The sequence below is a fragment of the Dysgonomonas sp. 520 genome (assembly GCF_010501095.1).
Lineage (GTDB): Bacteria > Bacteroidota > Bacteroidia > Bacteroidales > Dysgonomonadaceae > QVMP01.
In genome coordinates, this window is sequence record NZ_QVMP01000022.1 from 32562 (window position 1) to 56936 (window position 24375).

Consider the following 24375-nt stretch of genomic DNA (forward strand, 5'->3'; position numbering starts at 1 on the left):
CAAACAGCAAATTTTTTCATCCTGTCAGGCTGAGCGCAACGAAGCATCTATATCTAGTAAACAAGATACTAGATACGAGGTACTAGTTTTTTCACTCGTCAACTTGTCTACTATCTACCGGTTACAAGCCAATTGTAGCCGGCCTCTACTTCTGCGGAATCACCAATTTCTGACCTACGTTCAAGTTATCGTTAGCCAATTTGTTGGCTTTCTTTATATCACTCGAAGTTACACCCCTATATTTTTGTGCAATTTTAGACAAGTTATCGCCTTTTCTTACAGTATAGGTTATATTCTTAGGTTTTACAGGCTTTTTAGTTGCCGGCTCCGTTTTCTTTTTGGTTTCAGGTTTTGGCGTTGTTGCAGTTTTTGCAGCTTCGCTTTTTTCCGTAGCTTTTGTTTGGGCTGTCTTTGTTGTATCAACAGCCTGTATGCTATTTTCCGGTTTGTCGGGAATATAAATTATCAGTCTCTGCCCCACTTTTACTGCATTAGACGAGAGTTTGTTCCATTTAATAATGTCCTCCTTTGTCACGTCATATTTGCTGGCAATAAGGGTTATGGTTTCGCCTATCCTCACCTTGTGATATATGGTTTTGGTTGCCTCCTGATAGTTTTTGCGAATTGGTTGCTCAACCGAAGTTGTATCACTATCATCACCGTCTTTTTCACTATCAGCGGTTGCTTCAGCTTTTTCGTGCTGCTGCTTGTAATAGTTAGACATCAGGCTGCCTCCACCCTCTGAGGTTGAACTTGTTGCCTGCGACGAATTAGACGAAGTATCTTTTTGTTCGGTTGTTTCTTCTTTTTTGGTATTGGTTGTAGCTGTAGTTTTAGGCACAGGCTTGTTTATGGTTAAACGCCTTCCTGCGGTCAGCCTGTTCGATTTCAGCTTGTTCCATTTCTTTATCTGGGCGCTTGTCACTCCATACCGGCTGGCTATCCGTGCCAGAGTTTCGCCCTTTTTCACCTTATGAATAATCTTTCGGGTCGAAACCGATCCTCCGGAAGTGTGCGAATCCATGTCAACCGTTTTTCTGTGAGTCAGCAGTTCCGATGCACGGTGAGCCACAATCGTATCATAGTGTGTGATAAAATCCATTGCCTTGGCTGTTGGCAAACTGAGCACGTATGGCTTATAATTGCCCGGCACTATGTCTTGTTTATATTGAGGATTCAGAGCCCTTATATCTTCAATGGGTATTTTCAGTACATCCGAAATTTGTTGAAAATGGACTGTCTTATTCACCGTAAGGGTATCTGTCGCTATCGGGTAGTTGTATTCGAGAGGGCATATATTATGTTCCTTGTAATAACTCATAATGTAAGTCGCCGCAATAAATGCCGGAACATATCCTCTGGTTTCACGCGGCAGATACGGATAAATAGCCCAATAGTCTGTTTGCCCGTTACTTCGGCGGATAGCCTTATTCACATTACCGGGACCGCAATTGTATGCGGCGATAACCAGATTCCAATCGTTATAGATATTATACAAATCTCGCAAATATCTTGCTGCCGCATCAGTTGCTTTAATCGGATTACGGCGTTGATCTACCAAACTGTTAACTTCCAGATCATACATTCGTCCTGTGGCTAACATAAATTGCCAGAGCCCCGTTGCTCCTACCGGAGATACGGCTGTTGGCTTTAGTGCCGATTCAATGACAGGTAGATATTTCAATTCAAGAGGCAGATTATATTTATCCAAAGCACTTTCGAATATCGGGAAATAATATCCTCCTTCTGCCAGCATATAGGCAACTTGTCCACGGCGACGTCCCGAATACATATCAATATAAGACCTTACAATCTGATTATACACCAGTTCCATTCGGGAAGGAAACGCGTGCAAACGGTTTATATATACCGAGTCGGGATAAGTAACATTCTGATCGCTTTTTGTTTTGCAGGCTTTGCTTACCTTTATATTTTTGTTCCAGTCTACAAGCAATTTATCGTAGTTGCGTTCCATATCGGGCGGAACAACGATAGACTTGTCCGTAATTGTATCTTTCAGTGTAAGTGCATGTTTCTGAGCCACTATTCCTACTACTGCAATGTTGAATAATGCGAAACTTGTTATTATTATTTTTTTTACCATATCATTGTTTTTATAGTCACCTGGTTGTATGACTTATATCAAAAATTAAAGAGAAGTGCCGAAAACCGCAGTTCAGAACGTTACACTACATTGAATAGCCAAGACACCAAACCGTGACATTCCATTATCTAAAAGTGCCGGTTGCACTTTAAACGACAGGTCGGGCGAAATGTCAAAATCATACAATTGTGCATCAACGTATGCATCCAACATACATAAACCATATACGGCAACAGTGCCTATTATGCTGAGATCTCTGTATCTCCTGTAATAGTCCTTCTTCTTTTTAAATGCCTGCCTGAAATTATTCAATTGTCCCTCGGTCAAATCTTCCGGTTTCAGGTTTGTATAAATAAATGGAAACCATTTATTTATATTACCGGGAGTAAGATAATCGGCACTCATTATAGCCTTATACGCATCCGAATAGTCGTTATAGTATCTCCCATTCCACGATATGGCATAAGTGAGTCCGAGAAAACCTCCATATATGATAGGCAATTTCCAATACTTACGGTTATATATCTGACCAAGTCCCGGAAATATTGCAGAATATAAGATTGCTTTATTCGGATTTGGTTTAAAAGGCTCTACGTTAATTTTTGTTGCAACACTGTCCTGAGCCGGTAAGGCTGTTGCATCGTGACTGAAATTGATAGAATCATTCAAACGCCTAAACTCCTGATCCATCATAAAATTGAGGGAATCGTTGGCATTATGCCCGGTATCCAAAAGCACATCCTGCGCATGAGCCTTCATGCACAAGATAGATAATATAATCAGAGATGCTATGGAGACTATTCTCATTTCTTATTTCTTCAACTGGTCGAAAACCGCAATAATGTGCTCCAGCTCTTCGTCTGATTTGAATGGAATGCTTATTTTTCCTTTTCCGCTATCGTTACAGGTCAACTGAACTTTTGTTTTGAAAAATTTAGACAAATGTTTTTTCAACAACTCAAACTCTTCGGGAGTTGTATTTTTCACGCCACCTTTTTTGGCCGTATTCAAGGCTTCTTTTTCCTTTATTATGTCTCGTAGGTTTTCGCCACTACTCACGGCACGCACATATTCTTCTACTTTTCTGACAGAAAGTCCTTCTTCCAGAATCAACTCGTATATTTCCAGTTGAGTGGTAGGGTCTTCAATCGTTACAAGTGTGCGCGCATGCGCCATGTCTATTTTCTTATCCCTGATGCCCATCTGTATTTCGGCAGGAAGTTTAAGCAGTCGCAGATAGTTGGTAACTGTGGTTCTTTTCTTTCCAATTCTTTCGCTCAATGCTTCTTGCGTGAGATTGTAAGACTCCAACAGGTTTTGATATGCCAAGGCTATTTCTATCGAGTTCAGGTCTTCGCGTTGAATGTTTTCTACAAGGGCTATTTCAAGAACATTCTCATCGTCAGTGGTTTTTATGTAGGCAGGTATAGCTTCGAGTCCTGCCAATAAAGATGCCCTGTAACGACGTTCTCCGGCTAGTATCTGATAGTGGTCGTCGTCTATTTTGCGAAGTGTGATAGGCTGAATTATCCCAACCTGCTTGATGGAAGCCGACAGTTCTTCCAGCGCATCTTCTTCGAACAAACGTCGTGGCTGATCCGGATTGGGATGTATTTTCGATAATGGTATTTCGTTTATTGAGGAAGAACCTTGAGTTTTCACTTCATCCATATTGATGAGCGCATCCAATCCTCTACCTAAAGCTGTTTTTTTTGCCATATAATAAAATTATGCTAAACGTACAAAGTTACGAATTTTTATCGATAAGTTCCTTAGCCAATTGCATATGATTTACACTTCCTTTGGATGCTGCATCATATAAAATGACCGGCTGCGCAAAACTTTGCGATTCACTCAACTTCACGTTACGCTGAATAACGGTGGTGAACACAAGTTCTTGAAAGTGCTTTTTCACTTCTTCGTATATCTGATTTGCCAACCGCAGGCGTGCATCGTACATTGTCAGCAGAAAGCCTTCTATCTCTAACGACGGATTGAGTTTTGCCTTAATTATCCTGATTGTGTTCAACAGTTTACTGATACCTTCGAGCGCAAAATATTCGCATTGAACCGGAATTATGACCGAATCGGCGGCCGTAAGCGCATTCACCGTTATCAACCCCAGAGACGGAGAGCAGTCGATAAGGATGTAGTCGTAACTGCTTTTCAATGGCTTCAATACTTTCGAAAGTATTTTCTCCCTGCTTTCTATGTTTAGCATTTCCAATTCTGCCCCAACCAGATTTATATGCGACGGGATGATATCTAAACGCTCAATTTCGGTTGGCAGAATAGCATCTTCCGGTTTAACCTCACCAATCAAACACTCGTAAATGGTTTTCTTCACTTGCTTTACATCAATTCCCAAACCCGAAGAGGCATTAGCCTGAGGATCGGCATCCACAACCAATACTTTTTTTTCGAGAGTTGCCAGAGAAGCAGCCAGATTGATTGCGGTAGTTGTTTTCCCAACCCCTCCTTTTTGGTTGGCTAAAGCGATTATTTTACCCATAAGTTGTTTTTTCTTCTTAAGATGTTAAGTATTATCTAATCACAAAATAACGAATAAATATAAAAAACGGATACTATATCACCACCTCAAATAGCTTCAATGTTGAAAACTGATTGATTTTGTTAATAAAGTTTGTATAAGACTAATAATAAAGTCATTACGAAAACACCGTGACGATTAAATGGGAAAAAAAAGATCTTCCACAATCGTGGAAGATCTTTTCAGTTATTTTTATCATATCTTATTCCAGAACAAAGATAACCACACGGTTCCATTCATTAATGCTAAATGGCTGTATTTGGTCTCCTTCCCAGTTGATAGACACTCTTCTACGGTCGATTCCGTATTTCTCAACCAAAGCGTTTGCTACTGTTTTAGAACGTCTTTCAGACAACTTCAAGTTGTAGGCAGGATAAGCTGTTTTCTTGTCGGCATAACCTGTAACAACTACATTTGTTGTTGGGTTGCTTTTCAAATAAACTGCTGCTTTTTCTATCTTAGACCACTCTGTTGCATCAATCACAGATTTATCTATTCTGAAGAATACCGGATCAGGCAAGAAACAAAGTTCTTCTTCTTTCTTAGGTTCTGGTTCTACAACCGGACATTCAGGACATTCTACCGGAGTATTTTTCAATTCTTCGTACTGATCTCTCCAATAGTTGATCTGAGCATTCATATCTTTGATAAGTCCGTAGTTGGTTGGTTCGCAAACTTCCCAAGTATTTTTACCTAAGTCTACTGTCAAACCTGCTACTCCTTGACCAACAAGGTCTACTCTCATATTGTCTCCCATATGACCGTCAAAATCTTCAGGATATGCAGTAAGGTTTCCTTCGAAGAAGATGCTCAATTTTTTCGCAACTCTTACTTTCATTTGAAGACCACCGTTAACACCAAATCCGTCATGCGAATCTTGTCCCAGGTGAGCGAATGTATGGAAATATGAAACCCCTAAGAATGGAGTCATTTCGAAAACTCTTTTTGGATTATAGTCTCCACACAGAGTCAAGAAATCGAACATAAAGTTCAGGTTAGTAGCGAAATAACGAACATGTTGCATATAAAGGGCTCCTTTGTCTTTTCCAGGATTCCATACATATTCTTCGATTGATCCGGCATGATCTATGCCTACAATCTCCTTATCGTATTCAACCTGACGTCCGCCATCGCTCAATCCAAAACCTAGATATTCCCACTGAGGGTCCCAAGAATGGAAAGCACCACCTTCTGCCGCCGGATACTTAAATCCGTCGCCATACGTAGTACCGGCATATCCCTTACCCATGTAGTGTTTACTTCCCGAGTTCCATTTACGGTAGGTACCAGCCCATCCGTCATTGAACCCGTGCAAAGATCCACCGGTAAAATTAAGTCTCAACCCCCAGATAGGAGAAAAGTATTTCCCGATAGTGAGAGCCGGAGCCAACGTCAAACGGCTACCGAAAGATGCTTTGTCATCATCTTCTGCCATTATTGTTTGGAGACCCGCACCCAACGAGATAAACCAGTTATCTTTAAATTTATTTTTTTGCCATGTAGTTTTGTAGGCATTATAAGTCTTCTTTGTATTTTCACCTTTATCAGATTCTGCATCCGGATTATACGTTTGTGCTTGAATTGCTAAAGCAGAGAACAACGTGAAGAGAGTAATTAATAGAAATTTTTTATTCATAAAACAATCATCATTAGGTTAAATGATATTAACGCATAGTTTTTTAAAAGCGCAAAGTTAGTATATTTTTTAATTAGCAAAGAACAAATCTATGTTTTTTTGTGTTTTCAACAACCGAAACTGACTCAAATACATAAAAGAAGATGATTTTTAATATATATTTGCTGTCTAAATTATGAATTCTGAAATCGAAAATACACAAAACATGAGTTCACTTTTCAAAAGTCTAAACAAAAATGCTAATGCGAAGATAAACAAAGTTTTAATATATTTCAAAAAAACGGAACTTTATTTGCAAAATAAACGGAAAATTCGGTGTTTTTTACTGATTTTTTCTATTTTACTTATGTATTTTTCTATTTTTTTATTAAATAATAAGACTTTTATTCATGGCGACGACTACATATATTCTTACATTTTCACCACTTTCGATCGAATCGGAAGTTTCTCGGATATACTGGAATCTCAAAAAACGCACTATTTTGAGTGGGGAGGACGCATTGTGGTTCATTCCATCGTACAGGCATTATTGATGTTTCCTCCGATTGTTATCGATCTGGTCAACTCTTTTGCCTTTTTATCGCTCATCGTGCTGATGTATTTTCATGCAAAAGGACGGGGAAAACACTCAATATCACTCCTTATATTAATATACTTTTTCACATGGTTGCTTCAACCCGTATTTGGCGACACCGTATTGTGGATAACGGGGAGCGTTAATTATTTGTGGGTAAGTGTAATCACTCTCTTGTTTTTATTGCCTTTCCGCCTATATGAGGGGAAACAGAATAATAACATATTCACAAAAGTCATTTTATGCCTTTGTTTTTTCTTTTCCGGTATCATCGCCGGATGGACAAACGAGAACACCTCCGTGGGGATGATAGTTGCCATTTTCCTGTTCATTTTATCGTATCAATACAAGGGGTGGAAAAAACCGGCATGGTCTATTGCCGGATTCATCGGGAGCATAGCAGGCTATGTCATGCTAATCGCGGCTCCCGGAAATTTTGCCCGTGCACGGTCGGAAGGTGCTGTTTTGTATCCTTTTAAGATTGTATACAATTTTATAACTTCAACATTTACCCTTTTCGATTATTTAGGCGTTTTCCTGCTTATTGTTGCCATCTTATATATATTGTATTATAAATTTTATTCGGACAAGAGAAACAATACCGGCTTGCTTGTGTTTATCTACCTCGCAGCCATGCTTGCATCTATATATTGCATGATATTTTCGCCCTCGGTGTTTGCGGCTCGATCGTGGTTTGGTGTTATCTGTTATGCGATTATTGCCTTTGGCGTGGTTTTTTATCGTTTAAATCGTAAATATACTTTTATCAGTTTGATTAAATATTCTATCACATGTGTGTTTTTATGCTTATTTTTGTCTGAATATTACAGTGCATTCAAAGATGTTAGTCAGGTAGAAACCGCAAGAATTGAACAATTGGCAGCTATTGAGGACGCAAAGGCAAAGGGGCTGACAAAAGTGACGCTGAAACCAATAGCTCCGAAAACCAAATACGGAATGTTTGACGCAAAATACGCATTAGAATATATGTCCCATTATTATGGAATTGAAATATCATACGAACAATAAAGAATATCGTTGGACAAAAGAGCTTTGGCTGATACCGGTATTCTTTGTCTTGTCGCTCGTCATCTTGCTTTTTGCCTCGTTTTGCAGTCCTCTGTACGAATATAAAGGTTACGACAGCGCCATATTCATGTTGGTGGGAAAGGCTGTTGCAGCCGGCAAATTGATGTATGTGGATATTTTCGATCACAAAGGCCCGGTGATGTTTTTCCTCCAGGCCTTCTTGATGAAAGCAGGAGGCGTGAATGCTGTTTTTTGTTTCGAGGTTGTCAACCTTACATTAATTTTCTACATTATATACAAGATATACAGGCTGTTTGCTCTCCCACCCCGTTTTCTGTTCATCCCGATATTGCTCATTTCAATTTTGATGTTGAACACCCTTGAAGGGGGCAATGTGACCGAAGAATATAGTATACCTTTACTTTTGGGATGCCTTTATCTTGCCATCAGGTATATGCTGGACGATGACGAGCGTCACCCTCCCAAGTATGCCTTTTGTTATGGAATTGCATTTTCGTTGCTGGCTCTGATCAGGATTACGAACGCTGCCGGATTGTGCGGAATAATCGCTGCTGTTTCCATCCTTTTAGTGTATGAACGTGAGTGGGAAAATCTATTCAAAAATATAATTTACTTCCTCATCGGGGTTGCTTGTATATGCTTTCCTATCGGCATCTATTTTCTGGAAAACAACGCATTCAACGAAATGGTGTACGCCACATTCACATTCAACTCTAAATATGCAGGAGGTATTTTTTCCATATCGTATGGTTTAAACCCCAAAGACATCCTATACCTGACACGGATATATGGACCTAACATATTTACGCTCTCTGCGTTGATTGTGTATTCCGTATATTGGGGAAGGAACAACAAACTGATTCTGATTACATTCTTTTCTTGCTTGTTCACATCTTCGGCTCTACTGCTAGGCTTGAGAACCGACCATTATATGATGCTGAATATTATGCCTTTCGTTATCGGATGCCTGTTATTTATCAACCTGTTGATATGCAAACAATGTAAGGTTATTTTCAAGATTGGTTTGTCGGTATATCTAATACTGCTGTTCGGCTATTTTGGGAAAAGAGCAACAAGTGTTGCTGCCATTTATGCGCAATCGAAAGATGCTAACTTCTATTATCTTGACAAAACTTTAGTTGACAACATAATCCCCTTTGATGAAAGAGACAGTGTATTCGGATACAATTTGGCATCGAACTGGTATCTGGAAACAGATATATTGCCTCCGTTCAGGTTTTATACGTCGCAGGAGATATGGGCGAGAACAGACAGTCTCGTCTATCGGGAAACAAACAAATATCTGAAGAAAACACCTCCGAGGTGGATAGTGATTCCGAATCCGTATATAGCTCATTCAACAAAGGGAGTCGATTCTAATCCGGTTTTGAAAGATATGATAAAAAATGACTACGAACTGAAAGGGGAAGATTTTAATCATAAATATTATAGGCGAATAAATTAATATGCAACACGCACTACTTATAACAGCATACAAGAATTATGATCAAATTGCCGATTTGATAGACACAGTTGGCGATAAATTCAGGTGCTATATACATATAGACAAGAAAAGCAAGATTACTCGATCGGAAATAGAGACTCTTGCCGGAAAATCCAATGTAGATTTCATTTCTCAAAAATACAAGGTCAATTGGGGAGGTGTTGCACACCTGAAAGCCTTCATCTTACTGATAAATGAAGCCTTCAAAGATGAAAGGAATAAATATTTCCACACAATCACAGGGCAAGACTTCCCGATAAAAACACCTGATGAAATTGATCTGTTTTTCAGTCAGAACCACGGGAAAGAGTACATGGAATACAATAAATTACCATATTCCAGTTGGGAAATGGAACAAGGCGGATACGAACGGGTAGATTATTATAGTTTCTGCGACTTGTTCAACCGCAGGAGTTTTTGGGGAAGAGCCGCTATCAAAAGTATCTTGCTGATGCAAAAGAAACTTCACCTGAAAAGAAGTTATTACAGCGGGTTTCCCGCTCTGTACGGAGGGTCTACCTATTGGTCGCTGAGTCGCGAATGTATCGGATACGTTATCAATTACATTTCGCAGAATCCCCGCTTCCTGAAAAGGTTCGATTACACATTCTGTGCCGAAGAGATATTTTTCCAGACAATAGTCATGGACTCTCCTTTCGGGGATAAAGTGATAAAGGACACTTTGCGATTTATCGTTTGGGAGAAAAGGAACGGAAATTATCCTGCCAACCTCGATTTGAGCGATGAAAAAGCAATATCCGAATCGGATGCAATCTTTGCCCGAAAGTTCGAAATCCCTGTATCCATCGCATTATTAGAGAATATTAAGAAAAAGCTGAAAGAGAAACGAAAAGGGTCTGAAAATTTATAGGGTAATTTTAAATAACCTTAAATACAAGGCCTAAAACCACCCTTTTCTTGCAGAATAGCATTTCAACACATAAATTTGTACTGTGTTTTTCATAGTATTAGATTTAAGGTTATAATGAAGGAATTGGGTTGTCGGGATGACAACCTTTTCTTTTTTGTAGCTACGTATGACCAACTAATAAGCACACAACCGTTCATTCATCAATTGTTTAAAAAGAAGTGCAGCCGACCTATAAGCCGGGTTCTGTACCCTGACAAGCAGGGTGTTTGCCATTTATCTACGACTATCGTCACCGACAGCCTCTAGCGACCTACCCCCCGACATCGGACGAGCAGTCCTACGTACGCCGGTATACATGGTCTTACAACCCGCAAGAGGTACGGCTCTCAACATCACTGCCAAGACCGGTGAGCTCTTACCTCACCTTTTCACCCTTACCCCGAACCAGCCGGGGCGGTTGTTCTCTGTTACCCTTGCTCTACCCTCACGGATAGCTTCCACATTAAGAAGTGCGGTGCTCTGTGTTGCCCGGACTTTCCTCTTACTTGCCTCTCAAGGAGGCAACCAGCGACAAACCGGTCTGCTGCACAATTGCAAAGGTACATTAAAGTTTTTCTTGAATAATATTATTGTAATATATTTTTAAAGTGAATCAGCAGTTGAGAAAGGTTCAATTGCATTAGTCGTTTTGTGTGACTCGGCACAATCAAAACAAATTTTGCTTCTGCTCTCGCTACTTGAAATGTTCTTTTAATTTCGATGTTTTTCGGGTGGAGTAGAACCCCACCCCTACAATAATATCTCCCAGTAGGGGCGTAAAATCTTACGCCCGAATATTGACATACATCGGGTGAAAAATTTTTCACCCCTACAACTGTAATTTTATCGTCCCCGTTCTCCGGGGTTTGTAACCCCCGGAACTAAAATCCGAATAGTAGCCAAACATGGGATTGCAAATCCCATGCGACGACAGGGGTATATTGATTATCAATTGTTTAAAAAGTCCCCTTTAGGGGATTATAGGAGATAGAAAAGACTTTTGGCACACGTTCGACGACAAAGATGTTAACTGATAACTGCTATGCATTTTCATTAGATCTAGGTGGCTTCTATGTCATTCTGTCAGACAAAACAACCGCAGATGTCATTTTTTTTAGTTTGGCACAGATTTCGCTGGAGTTCCGATAAAATCTCAAAAACAAACATAATAATATTTAATAACAAAAAAATTAAAAGACTATGAGTATTAAACCATTAGCAGACAGAGTGCTTGTGAAGCCTGCTGCGGCTGAAGAAAAAACAGTTGGAGGAATTATCATTCCTGACACAGCAAAGGAAAAGCCATTGAAAGGTGAGATTGTTGCGGTTGGAAACGGAACCAAAGACGAAGAAATGGTTCTGAAAGTTGGAGACAAAGTTCTTTATGGTAAATATGCCGGTACTGAAATTGACCTTGATGGAGAAGTTTATCTTATCATGCGTCAATCTGATGTTTTAGCTATTATTTAAAAAAGCTGCTGGTTGCTGCGCCTTACAGGCAGTTACAAGAAGAAAAAATAAATAATTAAATAAAGATTTAATAAACGATAGAGTTACAGTTAACGATTTACAGTTTTAATAAAAAAAATTCGTAACCCGTAACTTGTAACTCGTAACTCAAAAAAATAAAATGGCAAAAGAAATTGTATTTAATATTGATGCCCGCGATCAGCTGAAAAAAGGTGTTGACGAGTTGGCTAACGCAGTGAAAGTGACACTCGGACCAAAAGGCCGTAATGTTATCATCGAAAAGAAATTTGGTGCGCCACATATCACTAAAGATGGTGTGACAGTAGCAAAAGAAGTTGAGTTGGAAAATGCGTTCGAAAACATGGGCGCTCAACTTGTGAAAGAAGTTGCTTCTAAAACAAACGACGATGCGGGTGACGGAACAACAACTGCTACCGTGCTGGCACAGTCAATTATCAGCGTAGGTTTGAAAAACGTAACAGCGGGTGCTAACCCAATGGATCTGAAACGTGGTATTGACAAAGCCGTGGCTAAAGTAGTGGAAAATATCAAAACTCAATCGTCTGCTGTGGGTGATGACCTTCAAAAAATTGAGCATGTTGCCAAAATTTCTGCGAACGGCGATGAAACAATCGGAAAACTGATTGCTGAAGCTATGGGCAAGGTGAAAACAGAAGGCGTTATCACAGTTGAGGAAGCTAAAGGTACCGATACTTACGTGGATGTGGTTGAAGGTATGCAATTTGACAGAGGCTATATATCTCCTTATTTTGTGACTGACACAGAAAAAATGGAAGCTGACCTTGAAAATCCATATATCCTGATTCATGACAAGAAAATTTCTGTATTGAAAGACATTCTTCCAATACTTGAAGCTGCTCTTAAATCAGGACGTTCTTTGCTTATCATTGCAGAAGATATAGACTCGGAAGCGCTTACAACATTGGTTGTGAACCGTCTTCGTGCCGGTCTTAAAATCGCTGCTGTTAAAGCTCCCGGATTTGGCGACCGTCGCAAGGAAATGTTGGAAGACATCGCAGTTCTTACAGGTGGAACAGTGATTTCGGAAGAAAAAGGTCTTGCGCTTGAAGCTGCCACTATCGATATGTTGGGTACTGCCGATAAAGTAACTATCAACAAAGACAATACAACTATCGTGAACGGTGCAGGCGACAAAGCTGCTATTGCTGCACGTGTTGGCCAGATCAAAACTCAGATAGAAAAAACTACTTCCGACTACGATCGTGAAAAACTTCAGGAACGTCTTGCCAAATTGGCTGGTGGTGTTGCTGTTCTTTACGTTGGTGCTCCTTCGGAAGTGGAAATGAAAGAAAAGAAAGACCGTGTTGATGATGCCCTTTCTGCAACTCGTGCTGCTATTGAAGAGGGAACTGTTCCGGGTGGTGGTATCGCATACATCCGTGCAATTGACGCTCTTGAAGGATTGAAAGGAGAAACAGACGACGAAACAACAGGTATAGAAATCGTGAAACGTGCAATTGAAGAGCCGCTTCGCCAAATTGTAAACAACTGCGGAAAAGAAGGTGCGGTTGTGGTGCAAAAAGTGCGTGAAGGAAAAGGCGACTACGGATACAATGCACGTCTTGACAAATACGAAAACCTGAATGCAGCCGGTGTACTAGACCCTGCTAAGGTGACTCGTGTTGCTCTCGAAAATGCCGCATCCATCGCTGGTATGTTCTTGACAACAGAATGTATAATTGCCGATAAGAAAGAAGACAACCCTGCTCCTGCAATGCCTATGGGCGGCGGAATGGGCGGAATGATGTAATCAATTCGGTTCTCTGAAAATAAAAACGAGGATATTCATTTTTTTGAGTATCCTCGTTTTCTTTTCCGTCAGATCTAGGGAAGGTGTTTTAACCTGCAATATGTTTCAGAATATCCGAATGTTTATTATCGACATGAAAGAAAAACTTTGCATCTTTGTGTTTGGCATGAAACAAAATACAGTTGAAAATGAAACTCACTTGGAAACCATATAATCTTCAGTTGAAATATCCTTTTACGATAGCCAATTATTCCCGAACAATGACGCCTGTTGTATTGACAGAGATTGAATATGAGGGAATTGTCGGTTATGGAGAGGCGTCTTTACCCCAATATCTGGGAGAAACGCAAACGTCTGTTTGCGAATTTCTTCAAAAAGTGAATCTGTCCCAATTCAACGATATAAATCGCATAGAGGACATTCTTTCTTATGTCGATTCCATAGCAACCGGAAACACAGCAGCAAAGGCTTCCGTTGATATTGCCTTACACGATTTAGCCGGAAAAATAAAAGGCAAGCCGTGGTATTCTCTCCTGGGTTTGGACAAGGAAAAGGCTCCTCCTACAACCTACACCATAGGAATGGATACAGACGAAATTGTGAAAAAAAAGACAAAGGAAGCCAATGAAAAATTTAAAATTCTGAAAGTAAAACTTGGCGGTGAAAACGACAAAAAAATGATTGAAGTTATTCGGTCGGTCACCGATTTGCCTTTGGCTATTGATGCCAATCAGGGTTGGGCGGACAAGGAGTCGGCTTTGGATATGATTTATTGGTTGCAGGAAAAGGGCGTTGTGATGATTGAGCAACCCATGTCAAAAGCAGACTTGGATGGAAATGCGTGGCTCACGGAGCGAAGCCCGTTGCCTACATTTGCCGATGAATCTGTACAGCGTTTGGCTGATATGTCCCGGTTGAAAGGGGTATTTTCGGGTATAAATATCAAACTGATGAAATGTACGGGCATGAATGAGGCTTGGAAAATGATACAACTTGCACCATCGTTGAACCTTAGGGTGATGTTGGGTTGCATGACAGAAACATCATGTGCCATTTCAGCAGCAGCGCAGCTATCTCCTGCCGTTGAATTTGCCGATTTGGATGGCAATCTGCTAATAACGAACGACTGCTTTGAAGGGGTGTCTCAATTCGGAGGAAATATCATTTTGTCAGATCTACCCGGCATTGGAGTAAGAAAAATTTAGACAAAAAAAGAGCGGGAATTTATTAAATCCCCGCTGTATGAGTTTTTTAGGTATCAGTGTTTAAGGTAAAAAGATTGTTTTAGGTTATCAAGTACAAAATAAGGGGATTTATTTTTATCAGCCTAGAAAAAAAACATATTGTAAAACATGTTTTTTTATTTTTCAGGTTTGATAACTTTATTTTCTTTGTTCTTAAATATGTTCAATACAATTTGTTACTTGTTTCTAAATTAGTAGGTCTGCGACCTTAATAAAAAGATATCGTCACATGAAAAATGTAACTATTTTCCTTACAATTTGCTTCATTGCATTTTCTTGCAAAACGCCGCCGAAAGATGTTGTTAAGGTAGATGATTTCGACCGGATAAAAGAATCGGGTGAGTTGAACATCATTACATTAAGTAGTTCAACTTCATATTTCATATACAAAGACGAACCTATGGGGTATGACTACGAGTTGTGTAAGGATTTTTGCGATGAGCACGGGTTGACTCTGAATGTGAAAGTAGCCGAGAATCAGACAAAGCTGCTCGAAATGCTTGCCAACGGCGAAGGCGACCTTGTTGCGTATGGCATGGCTGTGCGGAATGAGATGAAAGATTCTGTTATTTATTGCGGACTGGAACAAGTGTCTCATCAGGTGCTTGTGCAATCGGCCAACAGGGGCGATACTCTGGTGAAGGATGTTCCCGACCTCATAGGAAAAGAAGTGTATGTGATGCACAACACTAAATACAATACACGTCTCGAAAACCTGAATGCTGAACTTGGTGGAGGAATTATTATTAAAGATGTGGAAAAAGATACCATCACAACGGAAGACCTGATAGAAATGGTGTCGAAAAAGGAGATTCGATATACGGTTAGTGATGAGCATATTGCCATGTTGAATAAGACCTACTACCGAAACATCGATATTTCGGTGCCCATCAGTGGCGATCAACGTTCGTCGTGGGTGGTAAGAAAAGACACTCCGAAACTGGCAGAAGCATTGGATCGGTGGTTCAGAGAAAATGGTAATACGCCTGTTTACAAAAGTATCACAAAGAAATATTTTGAATTGAGCAAGGTTGGTCCCGACGAAGATAACTACCTCGGAAGTGTTGAAATACCCAAAGGGCATTTGTCTCCTTACGATTCACTTTTTCAGGCATACGCCCAAGCTGCGGATTTGGATTGGAAATTGCTTGTTGCCATTGCTTTCCACGAGTCACGGTTCAGAAACGATGTGTCTTCGTGGGCCGGAGCCGTCGGGTTGATGGGGCTGATGCCCGGTACAGCCAAAGCGATGGGCATAGATCCGGGAGAACGTACCAATCCCGAAATGAACATCAAGGCAGGCACCAAGCTGATAGTTACTCTCGATAAAATGTTCAGGAGCATAGAAGACCCGCACGAACGGATGAAATTTGTCCTCGCTTCTTATAATGGAGGTAACGGGCATATCAGCGATGCTCGTGCCTTAGCACGGAAATATGGGGCAAATCCGAATGTTTGGGATGGCAATGTGGAAAAATACATCCAATTGAAAAGCGTTCCGGAATATTACAACGATCCGGTGTGTAAGAATGGTTATTTCAGGGGGACGGAAACAATCGCTTATGTGGGCAAAGTGATCTCGAAATGGAATTCTTATAAATCGACTGACGGCTGATGGTTGACAAGTAGACAAGTAAAAAACTTGTATCTCGTATCTTGTTTACTATATAATCAGCTAAAAACCCGTAGTACATTTAGAGAACAAAAGATAACTAACTGAAATATAATACATAATTTATATTGTCATTGAGTCGGCTTCGCTCCTCGAACGTTGTTTCTGAGTGCAACGAAGAATCTGTACTTTCTAAAAACAGATCCTTCACTTTGTTCAGGATGACAAAACGGGTATAAATCTTACAACAAATGAGTTAACATCAAAGACCTGTTGAGCGTGTGCCAAAAGTCTTTTCTACCCCTATAATCCCCTAAAGGGGACTTTTTTTAACAATTGATAATCAATACACCCCTTTAGGGGCTGGGGGGTATTTTCCGAAATTTGGAACTTTTGACACATCCCCTTTATTTTTTGTTGTCGCATGGGATTTGCAATCCCATGTTTGGCTACTATTCGGATTTTAGTTCCGGGGGTTACAAACCCCGGAGAACGGGGACGATAAAATTACAGTTGTAGGGGTGAAAAATTTTTCACCCGATGTATGTCAATATTCGGGCGTAAGATTTTACGCCCCTACTGGGAGATATTATTGTAGGGGTGGGGTTCTACTCCACCCGAAAAACATCGAAATTAAAAGAACATTTCAAGTAGCGAGAGCAGAAGCAAAATTTGTTTTGATTGTGCCGAGTCACACAAAACGACTAATGTAATTGAACCTTTCCCAACTGCTGATTCACAGCTCTCCTCTTTTCTCTGATTTTCAAAATATTTTTTTTTCGATGGAAGCGATGTTTTTAACAGCCTTGTTTTGACTAATTTAATGTTAATAAAAACGATATATTTATATCGACATAGAATAGTATATTTTTATAAACTGATATTTATAAAATAATTATAATACATTTATGGTATAACATTCAAGTTAAAATATATTTCAAATACCAGATACATATACTACTAGAACTACTATTGATGTTTTCAAGAATTCATCGAAAATCTTTTGAAAGAAAGAATTTCGATCAGCTTATTAATCCCCAATTTACGTTGGATGCGGATAATTTTTTTAATTGAATTTTGAGAATTTGATTGTTGGGATATTCCAGATTTTCGTCCGATTCGATGATTTTGGCAGCTACTTCCCGTGCATATTGCAGAATGTCTCCATCACGAACAATATTTGCGATTTTCAGGTTGAAGGCTACCCCACTCTGTTGTGTTCCTTCCAAATCGCCGGGACCACGAAGTTTCAGGTCGGCTTCGGCAATTTCGAATCCGTCATTGCTTTCCACCATTATGCTAATTCTTTTCTTTGTCTCCGCCGAAAGTTCATAGGGAGTTATCAGAATACAAAAAGACTGATCTGCGCCACGCCCCACACGTCCTCGAAGCTGATGCAACTGCGATAGCCCGAATCGCTGGGCACTTTCTATCACCATAACCGAAGCATTGGGCACATTCACGCCCACTTCTATAACAGTTGTAGCCACCATGATCTGAGCTTCATTGTTGACAAAGAGTTGCATTTCTGCGTCTTTGTCTTTCGGCTTCATTTTTCCATGCACCTTGCAAACCTTATAATCGGGAAAGACTTCCTTGATATGCTCGAAACCTTCTTCCAGATTTCGCAAATCGAGAGTTTCACTTTCCTCAATCAACGGATAAACGAAATAGACTTGCCTGCCCTCTTGCAACTGCTTTCTGACAGACTGGTACAACGCCGCACGCCTTTTATCAAATTGGTGAATAGTCTGGATGGGTTTTCTGCCGGGTGGTAACTCATCAATGACGGACACATCCAGATCGCCATAAACAGTCATTGCCAGAGTACGGGGGATAGGTGTAGCCGTCATGACCAATATATGCGGTGGAATCGAATTTTTTCGCCACAATTTTGCTCTTTGGGCAACCCCAAAACGATGTTGCTCATCTATCACCACAAGACCCAGATTATCGAACACGACAGTATCTTCAATCAAAGCATGTGTACCGATAAGAATATCCACTTCTCCCGTCAACAGATCGGAGAGTATCTTTGTTCTTGCCGATTTCTTTGTGGAGCCTGTCAATAGTTCGACCCTGACATCCATGCCAAACAAGAGTTCCGATATTGATTGAAAGTGTTGTGTTGCCAAAATTTCCGTCGGAACCATCATTGATGCCTGAAATCCATTATCCAGAGCAATGAGCATCAGCATCAGAGCAACCAGAGTTTTTCCGCTCCCTACATCACCTTGCAGCAGGCGGTTCATTTGCTTGCCTGTCGCCATATCCTGACGAACTTCCTTTATTATCCGTTTTTGAGCATTTGTGAGCTCAAAAGGGAGATTTTTGTGGTAAAATGTATTGAAAATATCACCAACTTGTCTAAAAATATGCCCTTTTATCGACTTGTTTCTGTTTTTTGTATATCTCAGTATATTGAGTTGTATGTAGAACAATTCCTCAAACTTGAGACGATATTGAGCCTGCCTCAGCAAGGCAGGGTTTTCGGGCGAATGGATATTCCTGAGAGCGGATTTCAAATCCATCAAATTAGCATCCCTGATAACGTAATCGGGTAAAGTCTCGGCAATCTGGGAATGAACGGATGAAAAAGCCGAACTGATGATCTTTTGCAAGGCTTTCGAGTTGAGATAATGTTTTTTCATTTTCTCACTCGTATTGTAATACCCCATCAACCCCATATTGTCCTGACTCCCATCAATATACGGATCAATATCGGGATGAGCAATATTGAATTTCTTGCCAAACAGTGTCGGTTTTCCGAAAACAAGGTATTGATTGTTAACCTTATACTTATCTTGCATGAACCGTGCCCCCTGAAACCAAACCAGATCAATAAATCCGGTTCCATCGGTAAAATGGGCTATTAATCGCTTATTTCGCCCCTCTCCTGCCGACTCAAAAGCTGTTATCCTGCCTTTAAGCTGAATATATGGCATATTGCCGTCAATCTCGTGAATGTAATAGATACGGCTGCGGTCGATGTATTTGTAGGGGAAATAATACAACAAGTCTTCCACCGAATAGATGCCAAGTTCCTTATTCAGGATTTCGGCTTTTTTCGGACCAACTCCGGGCAGATATTTTATGTCGGTTTGAGAAAGATTTGCCATTGCCATGCTCAGAAAAACAGTGACAAACTTACAAAATTAAATGAAATATGGCAATGACTGCCGATTACAGATGAATTTGATCGTGCATAAGCAAATGAATTTTAGCTTTCAATTTATCGCTTCCGATTCTAAATCATCATTTTTATCTTTCGATTTTTTACCTTTCTTCTTAATAGAATCATCATTCAGAGTCTGCTTATCTTGTATAGTCCTAATACTGATGTCTAAATCAGATATTTTTTTAGGAGGCAATTTTCCTATAATCTTTATTTCATCGACAATTTTGTCAAAATCAGATTTATATTCCCGATCCTGTATAATTCTAAATTTTTCATATTCTTTTTCGGCTATTTGTTTGGCAACTTTTGCCGAAACTTTACCTGCATCATTTAAAATATCATATTCATTGAATTCTAAAAATGCATCTAATCTATTTGCCCAATCTGTCATTTTCATAACTTTTTGTCTTTTTGCCAGATTCTCAGCAAAATCAAGATACATTGATACTATTCTATTTAAATTATTGAGTTCCTCTTCCTTGAGGTAATTTTTAGCATTCGACACATCACTCTTCAGTATTTTCCCTCCTTTATCCGCATTCTTATAGGTTGTTAAACCCATATTAGGCTTGGTTGAATCTGCTCTTTTCTCTATCAACTCGGCAGCAGTGCAATTATGTATAGCATAATGCAATTTATTTTGAACTGTTGCATAAAACAGTTGAGTTATAGGGGAGTATGGATCATAATCGATACTGCATTGAGCATATATATCCGTTATTTTTTGATAAAATCTTCTTTCGGAAGCACGAATCTCCCTAATGCGTTCCAGTAATTCATCAAAATAGTCTTTCCCAAAAGCGTCCTTACCTTGCTTTAATCTTTCGTCATCTAATACAAAACCTTTTATTAGATATTCTTTTAATACATCAGTTGCCCAGATCCTGAAATCAGTAGCTTTTTGGGAGTTAACTCTATAACCAACTGATATAATGGCATCAAGATTGTAATATTCTATTTCTCTACGAACCTCTCTGTTTCCTTCTTTTTGAACTTGTGCAAATTTTGCACAAGTTCGATCTTTCTCGAGCTCTCCCTGTTGGTAAATATTTGATAAATGCTTTGTAATAACACTTCTATCTACATCAAATATTTCACTCATTCCTTTTTGAGTTGTCCAGATAGTTTCGGATCTTTGATCTAAGAATATTTGTATTTTAGTGCTACCTCCTTTTCCCTGATAAAAGAGAAAATTATACTGATTATCCAACTCATCCATAATATCAATTTGCTACCAATCCATTTATTTTTTTATTAACAACTCTCACTCCTTGTAATATATCCTCTTAACACGCGACGAAACGGAAGTCAGAATTTCGTAAGGAATGGTATCTAATGATTTAGCCATATCTACCAAGTTCAACTCTTCGCCAAAGACAATCACCGTATCACCTTCATTTGCAGGAATATTCGTAATGTCGAGCATACACAAATCCATACATACGTTGCCAACCAACGGTGCTAGTTGTCCATTCACCAGAAACTTGCCTACCCCATTCCCTAAGTGGCGGTCGAGCCCGTCGGCATAACCGATGCGGATGGTTGCTATGCGTGAATCCCTTTCCATAACACCCTTACGTCCATATCCCACGGTTTCACCTTTGGGCACTTCTTTTATTTGGAGAATTGTAGTTTTCAGAGTACATACATTTCGCAGTCCGCTCAGTCCACTGGCACTGACTCCATAAAGGCTGATACCCAAGCGAACCATATCCATTTGCTCTTCCGGGAATCGTTCAATTCCGGCCGAATTCAGGATGTGTTTCATCACACGATATCCGAGTTGCCGCTCGAGCTGTCCGGCTACTTCCTTAAATGTCTTTATCTGTTCGGTGGTGAAGTCGTCAAAAGTCCAGCTTTCACTTGCTGCAAGATGCGAAAAACACGATTTTATCGACAAATAGTTCTGGTTTTTCATTCGTTCCACCAATGCGGGAATATCCTCCTTCGTGAAGCCTAAGCGGTGCATTCCCGTGTCTATTTTGATATGTATGGGATAATCTCGCGCTCCTTTGTTCGACGCTTCTTTGATAAAAGCATCAAGAATTCTGAAATTATACACCTCTGGCTCCAGATTGTAAGAAAACAGATTGTCGAACCCACGCACCTCAGGATTCAGTACTATAATCGGGACTTTTATGCCACCCTGACGAAGCAAGACTCCCTCGTCGGCTACTGCCACAGCCAGATAATCGCATTTGTGATGCTGTAAAGTTTTCGCAACCTCCACATCTCCCGAACCATAGGCATCGGCTTTCACCATGCAAATGAGTCTGGTATCCTTACCCAGGCGAGACCGATAGAAATTGAAATTGTGGACAATCGCATCCAGATTTACGTCTAAAACCGTTTCGTGCGATTTCACTTCCAGCAGTTCATTGATCTTTTCGAAACCGAAACTTCTGGCTCCTTTCAAAAGTATCATTTCATCGGAAATATTTGCCCAGACTCTCGAAGAAATAAAGTCATCTGTGGATTCGAAAAAAGAAGAATCTATCGACTTGAATATATTTTTGTTTTTCGAGATGTCTTTACCAATCCCGATCAGTTTATCAATCTTTTTCTGTTGCAACAAATCAGCCACACGATGATAGAGTGACGAAAGTGTTGTCCCCGATTGTGGTATATCGGAAAGAATCAACAGTCGTTTCAGAGAATTCAATGTAGAACGTTGCTGCAAAAAGTCTAAGGCAATCGACAACGAGTTGTAATCGGAATTATACGTATCATTGATAATAATCGTATTGTTTTTTCCCGACCTGACATCCAATCGCATTCTGACAGGTTCCAACTGTGACAATTTTTCCAGAATGGTAGCTGTGGGAACATGCAAGTAAAAAGCGACAGCTATCGCCGACATCGCATTCTCGATGGAAGCGTCGTCTGTAAAAGGAATTTCGGTTGAAAATCCATATTGCAGGAATATGAAATCGAGCTGTGTGGAAAAATCTTTCTTCGTTATTTTCTTTATTTGAAGCGGACTTGTTCCCGACATGTTTTTCGACCACGTGAGGCGTTTTTGAGTCAGGCAGGCTATTTCCATACATTCCTCGATCAAATGGTTGTCTTCTTCACATATAATGACATCACAATTGATGAAAAGTTCCAGTTTTTCGAGGCATTTTTGCTTCAAGGTTTCAAAATTTTCTTGATGAGCCTCTCCAACATTGGTCAAAACGCCTATGGTGGGAGTAATGATAGTCTCCAGTTTTTCCATTTCACCGGGTTGTGAAATGCCAGCCTCAAACAGTCCTACCTGTGTGTTTTCATTCAGTTGCCACACCGACAGGGGAACGCCTATCTGCGAATTGTAGCTCCGAGGCGACCGTGTGACATTGAAATTGGAACCAATCAGCTGATATATCCACTCCTTGACCACCGTTTTTCCGTTACTGCCTGTAATGGCAATAATCGGGATATCAAATTTTTTACGGTGAACGGCCGCAATTTTTTGTAAGGCAGCCAAAGAATCTTTTACTATCAAAAAATTGGCATCGTCAAATCTTTCCCAGTCTGCATGCAACTCCTGAACAACAAAGTTACGCACACCTGATTCATACAATTCCTGCACATATTTGTGACCATCGTTGTTTGATGTGGCGATCGCAAAAAATAAGGTTTCTTCGGGATGCAAAAGGTTACGGCTATCTGTGAGCAGGTAGTTTATATGGGCGGCATTAAGCCCTGCCTTTTTTATATTGAGGATTTTCGCAATTTCGAAAATAGTGTACGTCATTTCCCTGATAGTTTATTATTAAGCTGTTTTATTTCATTTTCACAATAAAAGTAAGGATATTTATTGCAAAAATCTGATAGTTTTAACAAAGTTTGCTTTAAAAATTGTTGGTATTCATCAGATTCGGGGTTTAGTGGTTTGTGCTCGATAGCCTTTTTCAGTTTATTCCACTCTTTTACAATTTGTTTGGTGTCGTTCTCGAAAAACATTTCACCGAACTTCTCCCATATATAACTTATTGCCAGATCGTTCGGGTGCAACATATCTTCGGCATAGAAACGATAGTCACGCAAATCGTCAAGAACTAATTCGTAGGAGGGGAAATAATAAACATCATCATTCTCTTTCATCAATTGGTCAATAGCCAACAGCAATATAGCCTTACTCAACTGGTTGTCATGAGCGCCGTCACTCCAATGACGGATAGGACTTACCGTGAACACAAGGCGAATTTTCGGATTCACTTTTCTGAGTGATTCGATCAATCCGTTCCAAACGGTTACTATTTCGTTCAGGTCGACCCTTCTACGGGTAAACTCCTTTGCCGGAAGTTTATGGCAGTTTGCAACAACTCCGTTTGTGGCATTATGAAAATAAACGAACGACGTTCCGAAAGTAATGAAACATACATCAACCGACGATATATTGTCTCTCAAAAGCAATAAACTGTTATTTATTTTCGCAAGGCTTTTTTGCGGATCAATATCCGAAAAATCGCCATGATGCTGAAAACTATGGAATAAGCCATTGTGTTGAAAAATATCGCTTTCATCGAATATTTTACCCGACAAAGCAGTATGCAGCGATTGAGCTATTGACAAAGGATTGTAGAGGATGCCAAAAGGATTTATCATCACATCAAACTTGTCTGAGGATAGTTTTCTCCCTATATTCTCTACAAAGCAAGAGCCTGTGAGCAACAACTTCGATTGATGGTTGATGCCAAAAGGAACCTTTTGCAATTCTATTTCCGTCCTGAAATCCATTATTCAAAAATTAAGTTTGAAATAAAAC

The 24375-nt window shown here is 39.9% G+C and carries 15 protein-coding genes, 1 other RNA gene and 1 pseudogene; 7 read left to right on the forward strand and 10 right to left on the reverse strand.

Translation table 11 applies throughout. From position 1 onward, the window contains the following. Window positions 1–145 precede the first annotated feature (145 nt). The 5 genes from D0T56_RS12730 to D0T56_RS12750 form a co-directional block, all read right to left on the reverse strand. Complete coding sequence (locus D0T56_RS12730; RefSeq protein WP_163320542.1) at window positions 146–2104, reverse strand: LysM peptidoglycan-binding domain-containing protein; 1959 nt, start codon at window positions 2102–2104, stop codon at window positions 146–148. 72 nt (window positions 2105–2176) lie between these two features. After that, window positions 2177–2911 (reverse strand): DUF5683 domain-containing protein, encoded by a 735-nt coding sequence (locus D0T56_RS12735; protein ID WP_163320543.1) that lies wholly within the window; start codon window positions 2909–2911, stop codon window positions 2177–2179. 3 nt (window positions 2912–2914) lie between these two features. Continuing rightward, window positions 2915–3823, reverse strand: coding sequence for a ParB/RepB/Spo0J family partition protein (locus tag D0T56_RS12740; protein WP_163320544.1), 909 nt, complete (start codon window positions 3821–3823; stop codon window positions 2915–2917). Between the two features lie 28 nt (window positions 3824–3851). Beyond that, window positions 3852–4616 carry a ParA family protein gene (locus D0T56_RS12745; RefSeq protein ID WP_163320545.1) on the reverse strand — a complete coding sequence of 255 codons (765 nt, stop codon included), beginning with the start codon at window positions 4614–4616 and terminating at the stop codon, window positions 3852–3854. 241 nt (window positions 4617–4857) lie between these two features. After that, window positions 4858–6291, reverse strand: a complete 1434-nt coding sequence (locus D0T56_RS12750; protein WP_163320546.1) for an OmpA family protein — start codon at window positions 6289–6291, stop codon at window positions 4858–4860. 205 nt (window positions 6292–6496) lie between these two features. Between D0T56_RS12750 and D0T56_RS12755 the strand changes: the two genes are divergently transcribed. The 3 genes from D0T56_RS12755 to D0T56_RS12765 are packed head-to-tail and all read left to right on the forward strand — an operon-like array spanning window position 6497 to window position 10290. Next, window positions 6497–7894, forward strand: a complete 1398-nt coding sequence (locus tag D0T56_RS12755; RefSeq protein ID WP_370458806.1) for a DUF6056 family protein — start codon at window positions 6497–6499, stop codon at window positions 7892–7894. Continuing rightward, window positions 7866–9380 (forward strand): hypothetical protein, encoded by a 1515-nt coding sequence (locus D0T56_RS12760; protein WP_163320548.1) that lies wholly within the window; start codon window positions 7866–7868, stop codon window positions 9378–9380. The genes D0T56_RS12755 and D0T56_RS12760 overlap by 29 nt, the downstream gene beginning before the upstream one ends. 1 nt (window position 9381) lies before the next feature. Next, window positions 9382–10290 (forward strand): beta-1,6-N-acetylglucosaminyltransferase, encoded by a 909-nt coding sequence (locus tag D0T56_RS12765; RefSeq protein ID WP_163320549.1) that lies wholly within the window; start codon window positions 9382–9384, stop codon window positions 10288–10290. A gap of 216 nt (window positions 10291–10506) precedes the next feature. On the opposite strand, the gene rnpB is transcribed toward D0T56_RS12765, so the two are convergent. Continuing rightward, window positions 10507–10877, reverse strand: an RNA gene (gene rnpB, locus D0T56_RS12770) — RNase P RNA component class A. Window positions 10878–11529: 652 nt separating this feature from the next. On the opposite strand from rnpB, the gene D0T56_RS12775 reads away from it, so the two are divergent. From D0T56_RS12775 to D0T56_RS12790, 4 genes and pseudogenes are all read left to right on the forward strand, one after another. Beyond that, on the forward strand, window positions 11530–11799 hold the full coding sequence (locus tag D0T56_RS12775) for a co-chaperone GroES (protein ID WP_163320550.1): 270 nt from the start codon (window positions 11530–11532) through the stop codon (window positions 11797–11799). A gap of 160 nt (window positions 11800–11959) precedes the next feature. Beyond that, window positions 11960–13591 carry a chaperonin GroEL gene (gene groL / locus D0T56_RS12780; RefSeq protein WP_163320551.1) on the forward strand — a complete coding sequence of 544 codons (1632 nt, stop codon included), beginning with the start codon at window positions 11960–11962 and terminating at the stop codon, window positions 13589–13591. A gap of 176 nt (window positions 13592–13767) precedes the next feature. Next, window positions 13768–14796 (forward strand): annotated as a pseudogene (locus tag D0T56_RS12785) (dipeptide epimerase); the annotation flags it as partial. 268 nt (window positions 14797–15064) lie between these two features. Beyond that, window positions 15065–16450 (forward strand): transglycosylase SLT domain-containing protein, encoded by a 1386-nt coding sequence (locus D0T56_RS12790; RefSeq protein WP_163320553.1) that lies wholly within the window; start codon window positions 15065–15067, stop codon window positions 16448–16450. A 1019-nt stretch (window positions 16451–17469) separates the two neighbouring features. On the opposite strand, the gene recG is transcribed toward D0T56_RS12790, so the two are convergent. The 4 genes from recG to D0T56_RS12810 all read right to left on the reverse strand — a co-directional run bounded on the left by recG (window position 17470) and on the right by D0T56_RS12810 (window position 24347). Beyond that, a complete protein-coding gene (gene recG / locus D0T56_RS12795) occupies window positions 17470–19566 on the reverse strand; it encodes an ATP-dependent DNA helicase RecG (protein WP_163320554.1) in 2097 nt (698 codons plus the stop codon). Between the two features lie 108 nt (window positions 19567–19674). Next, window positions 19675–20844: a virulence RhuM family protein gene (locus D0T56_RS12800; RefSeq protein ID WP_163320555.1), complete on the reverse strand. Its 1170-nt coding sequence runs from the start codon at window positions 20842–20844 to the stop codon at window positions 19675–19677. A 45-nt stretch (window positions 20845–20889) separates the two neighbouring features. Beyond that, a complete protein-coding gene (locus D0T56_RS12805) occupies window positions 20890–23361 on the reverse strand; it encodes a bifunctional UDP-N-acetylmuramoyl-tripeptide:D-alanyl-D-alanine ligase/alanine racemase (protein ID WP_163320556.1) in 2472 nt (823 codons plus the stop codon). After that, a complete protein-coding gene (locus tag D0T56_RS12810) occupies window positions 23358–24347 on the reverse strand; it encodes a GSCFA domain-containing protein (RefSeq protein ID WP_163320557.1) in 990 nt (329 codons plus the stop codon). Before D0T56_RS12810 ends, D0T56_RS12805 begins: the two co-directional genes overlap by 4 nt. Window positions 24348–24375 lie beyond the last annotated feature (28 nt).

What these genes read in the sequence shown, in the direction of transcription:
- D0T56_RS12730 (WP_163320542.1), bottom strand. Translation starts at nt 2,104, where the DNA reads ATGGTAAAAAAAATAATAATAACAAGTTTCGCATTATTCAACATTGCA.
- D0T56_RS12735 (WP_163320543.1), bottom strand. Translation starts at nt 2,911, where the DNA reads ATGAGAATAGTCTCCATAGCATCTCTGATTATATTATCTATCTTGTGC.
- D0T56_RS12740 (WP_163320544.1), bottom strand. Translation starts at nt 3,823, where the DNA reads ATGGCAAAAAAAACAGCTTTAGGTAGAGGATTGGATGCGCTCATCAAT.
- D0T56_RS12745 (WP_163320545.1), bottom strand. Translation starts at nt 4,616, where the DNA reads ATGGGTAAAATAATCGCTTTAGCCAACCAAAAAGGAGGGGTTGGGAAA.
- D0T56_RS12750 (WP_163320546.1), bottom strand. Translation starts at nt 6,291, where the DNA reads ATGAATAAAAAATTTCTATTAATTACTCTCTTCACGTTGTTCTCTGCT.
- D0T56_RS12755 (WP_370458806.1), top strand. Translation starts at nt 6,497, where the DNA reads ATGAGTTCACTTTTCAAAAGTCTAAACAAAAATGCTAATGCGAAGATA.
- D0T56_RS12760 (WP_163320548.1), top strand. Translation starts at nt 7,866, where the DNA reads ATGGAATTGAAATATCATACGAACAATAAAGAATATCGTTGGACAAAA.
- D0T56_RS12765 (WP_163320549.1), top strand. Translation starts at nt 9,382, where the DNA reads ATGCAACACGCACTACTTATAACAGCATACAAGAATTATGATCAAATT.
- D0T56_RS12775 (WP_163320550.1), top strand. Translation starts at nt 11,530, where the DNA reads ATGAGTATTAAACCATTAGCAGACAGAGTGCTTGTGAAGCCTGCTGCG.
- groL (WP_163320551.1), top strand. Translation starts at nt 11,960, where the DNA reads ATGGCAAAAGAAATTGTATTTAATATTGATGCCCGCGATCAGCTGAAA.
- D0T56_RS12790 (WP_163320553.1), top strand. Translation starts at nt 15,065, where the DNA reads ATGAAAAATGTAACTATTTTCCTTACAATTTGCTTCATTGCATTTTCT.
- recG (WP_163320554.1), bottom strand. Translation starts at nt 19,566, where the DNA reads ATGGCAAATCTTTCTCAAACCGACATAAAATATCTGCCCGGAGTTGGT.
- D0T56_RS12800 (WP_163320555.1), bottom strand. Translation starts at nt 20,844, where the DNA reads ATGGATGAGTTGGATAATCAGTATAATTTTCTCTTTTATCAGGGAAAA.
- D0T56_RS12805 (WP_163320556.1), bottom strand. Translation starts at nt 23,361, where the DNA reads ATGACGTACACTATTTTCGAAATTGCGAAAATCCTCAATATAAAAAAG.
- D0T56_RS12810 (WP_163320557.1), bottom strand. Translation starts at nt 24,347, where the DNA reads ATGGATTTCAGGACGGAAATAGAATTGCAAAAGGTTCCTTTTGGCATC.